Genomic DNA, 2305 nt, shown 5'->3' on the forward strand with positions numbered 1-2305 from the left:
GTGCTGGCGGGGGAACGGGGCATGTTCCATTTTCCGTCGGCGGACGAAGTCCGTACGCAGCCGATCAGCCGTGCCGGGAACGAAGCCAACTGGCCGTTTTCGGTCGACGAGGGCATGCTGGCCTGCGTCTGGAGCGGCGGCCAGCGGGTGGTTGTCTTCTTCGAGAACAGACCTTCCGATTTAGGCGTGGACGAGACATTCCAGCCACGTCAGGTGATCGTCACCACCGATCCGATGCAGCTTACCCTCGGCAATATGGCGTATCGCGACCTTTTTAGCCCAGCCGCAAGCGTGGAGGAGCGCATCCGACTCGTCGCGCCGTTCGCGACGCTGGGACAGAAGCTTTGCGATCAACCGGCGGGCGCCCGCGTCGGCCACGGCGAATTGTAGGAACGAACCAAAATGCTTCTCATCCGCTGCCCCTATTGCGAGGAAGAGCGCCCGGAACTCGAGTTCCGCAACGCCGGCGAGGCGCATATCGCACGCTCGGCCAACATTGCTGACGAGACCGACGACGATTTCGAAAAATTCTTCTTCATCCGCTCGAATCCCAAGGGCATCATCTATGAGCGCTGGCGGCACATGCACGGCTGCGCGCGCTTCTTCAATGCCGTGCGCGACACCGTCACCGACAAGTTCGTCATGACCTACAAGGCCGGCGAGCCGAAACCGTCGAAGCTCCCGGGAGTTGCCAAATGAGCGGCGCGTTCCGCATTCCCGGCGCCGGCCGCTTCAGCCAAGCCAAGACCGCGCGCTTCAGCTTCGACGGCCAGTCCTATGCCGGTATCGAGGGCGACACGCTGGCCTCGGCGCTGCTTGCCAATGGCGTCCATCTCGTCGGCCGCTCGTTCAAGTATCACCGTCCGCGCGGCATCTTGTCGGCGGGCGCCGAGGAGCCCAACGCGCTGGTCGAGATCAAGCGCGACGCGGCGCGCAAGACGCCAAATGTGCGGGCGACCGTGCAGGAGCTTTATGACGGGCTCGATGCGCAGTCGCAGAACCGCTGGCCGTCGCTGTCCTTCGACGTCGGTGCGGTCAACGACATCGCCTCGCCGCTGTTTTCGGCCGGCTTCTACTACAAGACCTTCATGTGGCCGAAGGCGGCGTGGAAGAGCCTCTACGAACCCAAGATCCGCGCCGCGGCCGGCCTTGGCGTTTCCCCGGACCAGCCGGATTCCGACCATTATTCATCGCGCTATGCGCATTGCGACGTGCTGGTGCTGGGTGGCGGTGCCGCCGGCATTGCGGCAGCATTGGCAGCGGCTGAAACGGGCGTGCGGGTCATCCTCGCCGACGAGCAGGCCGAGTTCGGCGGCAGCCTGCGTTTCGAGACCGGTGCGAAGATCGACGGCCAGGGCGGTTTTGCCTGGGCACAGGCGGCAATCGCCCGACTGAGCGCGATGGACAATGTCCGCGTGCTCTCGCGCACGACGGCGTTCGGCTACTACGCGCAGAATTTCGTCGGGCTGGTCGAGCGTGTCAGCGATCATCTCTCGGCTCCCGGCCACGATCTGGCGCGCGAGCGGCTGTGGCAAGTTCGCGCCAAGCGCGTGGTGCTGGCCTCCGGCGCCATCGAGCGCCACATGGTGTTCGCCGACAACGACCGGCCGGGCATCATGCTGGCGGGTGCTGCACGCACCTATCTGAACCACTATGGCGTCGCGGTCGGCAAAAATGTCGGCGTCTACACCGCCAATGATTCCGCCTATGCGGCGGCGATCGACCTGAAGAAGGCCGGCATCAATGTGGCGGCGATCGTCGATTTGCGCGACAATCCGACCGGACCGGTGATCGACGAGGCGAGGGCGCTCGGCGTCGAGGTCAATTTCGGCCGCGCGGTGATCCGCGCCGGCGGCAAGTTGCGCGTTTCCTCGATGACGGTGCAGCCGAAGAATGGTGGTGGCGAGCGCACCATCCCGGTCGACGCGATCCTGATGTCGGCCGGCTGGACGCCGTCGGTGCATCTGTTCTCGCAGTCGCGCGGCAAGGTTGCCTTCAACGACGAGACCAAGCGCTTCGTGCCGGGCACCTATGCGCAGGATTGCGTCTCTGTCGGCGCCTGCAATGGCACAGACGGGCTGTCGGCGACGGTGGACGAGGCCTATGCGGCTGGCGCCAAGGCGGCCAAGGATGCGGGTGCCAAAACCGCCAAGGGTACAAAGCCGAAGGTTGATGCCTCGGAGAGCTGGTCGCGCGGCATGCTGGGTGCGGCTCCCGGCGCCGGGCCGGACACGACGGTGAAAGCTTTCGTCGACTTCCAGAACGATGTCACCGCCAAGGACATCCGCCAGGCGGTGCAGGAAGG

3 protein-coding genes are annotated in these 2305 nt (G+C 65.1%); all 3 read left to right on the forward strand.

Going from position 1 to position 2305, the window contains the following annotated elements; genetic code table 11:
* The coding region (locus tag EN993_RS34845; protein WP_127266147.1) for a hypothetical protein at positions 1–390 on the forward strand (390 nt) is incomplete at its 5' end.
* Between the two features lie 12 nt (positions 391–402).
* Complete coding sequence (locus EN993_RS34850; protein WP_127266148.1) at positions 403–699, forward strand: sarcosine oxidase subunit delta; 297 nt, start codon at positions 403–405, stop codon at positions 697–699.
* The coding region (locus tag EN993_RS34855) for a 2Fe-2S iron-sulfur cluster-binding protein (RefSeq protein WP_127266149.1) at positions 696–2305 on the forward strand (1610 nt) is incomplete at its 3' end. The genes EN993_RS34850 and EN993_RS34855, both read left to right, overlap by 4 nt.

The organism is Mesorhizobium sp. M7D.F.Ca.US.004.01.2.1, assembly GCF_003997785.1.
GTDB classification, from domain to species: Bacteria; Pseudomonadota; Alphaproteobacteria; order Rhizobiales; family Rhizobiaceae; genus Mesorhizobium; species Mesorhizobium loti.